At 52.9% G+C, this 3,451-nt stretch carries 3 protein-coding genes and 1 pseudogene; 3 read left to right on the plus strand and 1 reads right to left on the minus strand.

What is annotated here, in order from left to right:
- Positions 1-411 precede the first annotated feature (411 nt).
- The 3 genes from KMP13_RS07780 to KMP13_RS07790 are packed head-to-tail and all read left to right on the plus strand — an operon-like array spanning position 412 to position 3,257.
- Positions 412-1,437, plus strand: coding sequence for a TRAP transporter substrate-binding protein (locus KMP13_RS07780; RefSeq protein ID WP_353055692.1), 1,026 nt, complete (start codon positions 412-414; stop codon positions 1,435-1,437).
- A gap of 53 nt (positions 1,438-1,490) precedes the next feature.
- Positions 1,491-1,934 carry a TRAP transporter small permease gene (locus KMP13_RS07785; protein WP_215265282.1) on the plus strand — a complete coding sequence of 148 codons (444 nt, stop codon included), beginning with the start codon at positions 1,491-1,493 and terminating at the stop codon, positions 1,932-1,934.
- A 12-nt stretch (positions 1,935-1,946) separates the two neighbouring features.
- Positions 1,947-3,257: a TRAP transporter large permease gene (locus KMP13_RS07790; RefSeq protein WP_215265283.1), complete on the plus strand. Its 1,311-nt coding sequence runs from the start codon at positions 1,947-1,949 to the stop codon at positions 3,255-3,257.
- Here KMP13_RS07790 and KMP13_RS07795 read toward each other — a convergent pair.
- A pseudogene (locus tag KMP13_RS07795) lies at positions 3,230-3,451 on the minus strand (hypothetical protein); the annotation flags it as partial. The gene KMP13_RS07790 and the pseudogene KMP13_RS07795 overlap by 28 nt on opposite strands.

Below are 3,451 nucleotides of genomic sequence, written 5' to 3' on the forward strand. Positions count from 1 at the left end.
GTAATGGTCGGATGATGGCAACCATTGTGGCTGGGATTGCCTAATTTGAGCGCGACTTACTCAGTGAGCGCGTCAAATCTGGGCTCCCCGCCGCCCGCGTACGGGGAAAAATTAGGTCGCCAAAAAGGGCAGCGACCAAAATCAGACAAACTCGCACCGAAGGTTATTCAGGTCGCGACAGAAGGTTGATCATATCGCTGGATTGCACGTGATCTCGGTATCAACAAGATACACCGTGCTCGAAATCATGAATCAACACCGCAATAGTTCCTTATGATACTATTCCGCTCCCAGCCGGACTCGACCCCCCATTTAGTAACAACTGAAACTTTTAATTGACTTAGTTGCAAATGATACGATTGTGAGTGGGAGGTCGGGAGGACCTAAGAATCAATATGGGAGGAACGCGCCGTGTCATTTTTGAAGGCGACAAAGTCATTCGTAAGCGGTATCGCTATCGCAAGTAGCCTCGCAATCGTGGGCGTCGCACAGGCCGAAGAGCTGGTCATGTCATCATGGTTGCCACCACAACATCCTATTGTTGAAGGCATCATGCAGCCGTGGGCCGATTCGGTTGCTGAAGTAACCCAAGGGCGCGTCACCGTGCGTATGCTGGCCAAGGCGCTTGGGCCACCGCCAGCGCATTATGACCTCGCCGCTGATGGTGTTGCTGACATTACTTACGGGCTGCATTCGTTCACACAAGATGACCGTTTCTTGCGATCACGTCTCGGCGAATTCTCTTTTATCGGCGATACAGCGGAAGAGACATCAGTGGCATATTGGAACACCTATGCAGGTGATCTAGATGCGCAGTCGGAACATGCGGGAACCAAGCTGTTGGGTTTGTTCGTGCACGGCCCCGGCTATTTCCACAATAACCAACGTCAGATCGAAGCGATCGATGATCTCGCTGGTCTAAAGGTGCGCACACCCGGCGGGTATATCGCGGACCTTGCCGCTGATTTGGGTATCATCACGCAGTTTATGAGCCCGGGCGACGTTTACGAAAAACTGTCCACAGGCGTTATCGACGGTGTGACGTTCCCGATTGAGGCGCTTAAGGCGTTTAACCTAACGGATCATATCACGCATTCCATGCGTATTCCCGGCGGTATCTACAATACGAGCTGGTTCCTCGTCATGAATGAAGACGTTTGGGATGGCATTTCGGACGAAGACAAGGCCGCAATCGAAGCCGTATCTGGCGAAACGTTCGCGCGTTTGGCGGGTGAACGCTGGGATCTGGCTGATACCGAAGGGGCAGCCTTTGTCGAAACAACTGACGTCGTCATTTATGACGCGCCGGCGGCTGTTGTTGATGCGATCAAAGACCTTGCGGATGGTTACGAAGCAGATTGGGTGGCCGAAGTTGAAGCCACTGGTTTTGACGGTGCCGCCGCACTTGCCGCTATGCGTAGCGCAACAGGGCAGTAACCTTGCAAGTGTCTAATCCAAAAACAATGACCAGCCGGGGGGTGTCCGTCTGGTTGGGCGTCCAGAATGCGCTCACGTTTTGCGCTGTCATCATCCTGTTTAGCATGATGATGCTCACTAGTGTGGATGTTGTCGCGCGTTACGTATTCAACAGCCCATTACCCGGGGCATTTGAACTGGTCCAAATCGCATTGGCGACGCTCGTTTATCTGGCAATGCCCGTCGCCACATTCACCGGTAGCCATATCGCGGTAGAACTGCTGCCGTTGCCGAAAAACTCTGTTGTACGGCAATCCTTAGATAACTGTGTGCGATTGGTTTGCGCTGTCACATTTGGCTATATCTCTTGGGAGGTGTGGCATCACGCAGGCAAGTTGAAGTCCTATGGGCAGGTCACAAACTCGCTCGAAATACCTGTCGCATATGCCGCCTATATCGTGGCCGTTGGTGCCGGCATCAGCGTGATCGCCGCGCTATTTCAAAAGCACCAAAAATAGGAACTACACATTATGTTGGAAGCTCTGCTAGGCTTTGTCGCCCTGTTTGCGATGGTGCTTGTTCGTGTGCCGATTGCAATCTCAATGATTATCGTCGGCACCGTCGGCTTTGCACTGCTCCGCAGTTGGAAAGCCAGTTTTACCCTGTTGGGCAACACATCTTTTGACACGGTTCTTTCTTTCACATTGGCGGTTATTCCGTTGTTTGTGTTGATGGGAAACCTGCTAACGGTGTCGGGCGTATCCGGTGCGCTATTTTCCACAGCGCACCGCGCCCTTTATCGGCTCAAGGGTGGGCTATCGATGGCAACAATCGTAGCCTGTGGCGGCTTTAGCGCGGTTTGCGGATCATCATTGGCGACGGCTGCGACCATGTCAAAGGTTGCGTTGCCCTCTATGCGCCGCGTTGGATATGATGACACGCTAGCAAGTGGTTCAATCGCGGCTGGTGGCACATTGGGTATCTTAATACCCCCGTCCGTTATCCTGATAATCTATGGCCTAATCACCGAGGCAGACATCGGCAAACTTTTCATCGCAGGCGTATTACCTGGCTTGGTTGGCGTTAGCTTTTACCTGTTGGCGGTGGCCGTGGTGGTCCGGTTGAAGCCGGAACTCGCGCCGCAAGAAACTGAGCAGCATCCGATGACCAACCGCGATTTCTGGGGCGTTATGTCGGTGTTGGGGCTTTTTGTTGTGATCATGGTTGGCATCTACGGCGGCTTTTTCACCGCGTCGGAGGCCGCAGCAATCGGCGCGCTGACGTCACTGGTCATCGCTGTGGCGATGGGCGGTATGACATTCGCAAAGCTATACGCAGCAGGCGAAGACACGATCAAAACGACGGCGATGATTTTTGCTCTGGTCATCGGAGCCGAGATCTTTTCGAACTTCATTAGCTTTGCAGGCTTGCCTGACGCGATCCTGTCATGGGTCACCGCAATGGATGTTGGTCCCTGGACCGTAATGTTCTTCATCATCTTGATGTATCTGGTGCTAGGTGCGGTGCTTGAAAGCCTTTCGATGATCCTGCTCACGGTGCCGATCTTTTTCCCACTGGTAATGTCACTTGATTTCGGGACGGGCATCCTGTCGGACCCTGAAATGGTCGCGATCTGGTTTGGCATCGTTGTCGTTGTCGTAACTGAGATCAGCCTGATTTCGCCGCCTATCGGTTTGAATGTGTTTGTCCTGAAATCAGTAGTCCCAGATATCTCAATCCGTACGATTTTTCGTGGCGTATTGCCGTTCTGGGTAGCAGATTTAGTCCGCCTCACTGTGTTGCTGGCGTTCCCCTATATCTCTCTCATTTTGATACCGTAGGTGTTCAGTCCCGGCATCTGGTGGATCGGGTCGATGATGAATTGATCTGGCTGTGAAGTCCAGATTTTGCAGATGTTTTCGTAGGGCGTGAGGCTGCTGCGCGTTTTGAGTCTGCGGGAAAAGGTGTCGGCAGCCATGAAGTCGCCGAGATGTGTTCGTGGCTGTCGTAGTGGTGGTCTCGCTTCACTGTCGCC

Source organism: Epibacterium ulvae (assembly GCF_018678075.1).
In the GTDB taxonomy this organism is placed as follows: Bacteria; Pseudomonadota; Alphaproteobacteria; order Rhodobacterales; family Rhodobacteraceae; genus Epibacterium; species Epibacterium ulvae_A.